General features: G+C 40.4%; 1 protein-coding gene. It reads left to right on the top strand.

The window, feature by feature from the left end:
- Positions 1-95 precede the first annotated feature (95 nt).
- Positions 96-842 (top strand): IS30 family transposase (locus C406_RS0118070; protein ID WP_017382063.1); only part of this gene is annotated, 747 nt, incomplete at its 3' end.

Genomic DNA, 842 nt, shown 5'->3' on the forward strand with positions numbered 1-842 from the left:
TTGTAGATTATCATATTAAGTCGAACGGTTAATAATAAAAATAGCTCAATAGGGTACACATTAGTTAAGGCTAATCAACTAAAGGAGTGTCCCAATTGAGCTACAAACATATCGTAGCACAGGAACGAGTATTAATCGAAGCTTACCTTCTGAACGGAAAATCACTTTCCTATATAGCAAGGCAGTTAAACAGAAGTAAAAGTACCATCAATTATGAATTAGCACGTGTTTCTCCTTACACAGCCATTCAGGCACAGATTGATTATGAAACTAAGCGAGAAAGTTGTGGCTGTAAGCGTTCGTTGTATCTTGAAGCAATTGACCATATCCTATCTCATCTGAAGAAGGGGTGGTCACCTGAAAGCATCGTCAATCGCTATAGGAAAGTGATTGGAAAACCCTTTCCTATAAGTGTTTCCACTATCTATCGCTATGCAGCTCTTGGTCTGTTTCACTTATCCCAAAAGTTGTTTATCCGCAAAGGGAAAAAACTAAAAAACCATGAGCTGGAAACACGTGGAAAAATGCCTCAACTGAAAGAAATTCATTCCCGTCAGGCACCTCGGAATGAGATTGGACATTGGGAAGTGGACACGATTATAGGTAAGGCTCATAAGAGCCAACTTCTTACTCTAACGGAGCGCACAAGTCGTTTCACCATAATTCAAAAGTTATCATCAAAGACAGCTACCGCAACGGCTCAGGCAATCATCCAACTGTTGAAAAACCTTCCTAAGAAAATGGTGAAATCCATCACTGCCGACAGAGGCAAGGAATTTCATTTATGGATTGAGGTAGAAAAGACGTTGGAAATCCCCTTCTACTTTGCAGATCCTGGTGCC

It is taken from the genome of Paenisporosarcina sp. TG-14 (assembly GCF_000297555.1).
Classification (GTDB): domain Bacteria; phylum Bacillota; class Bacilli; order Bacillales_A; family Planococcaceae; genus Paenisporosarcina; species Paenisporosarcina antarctica.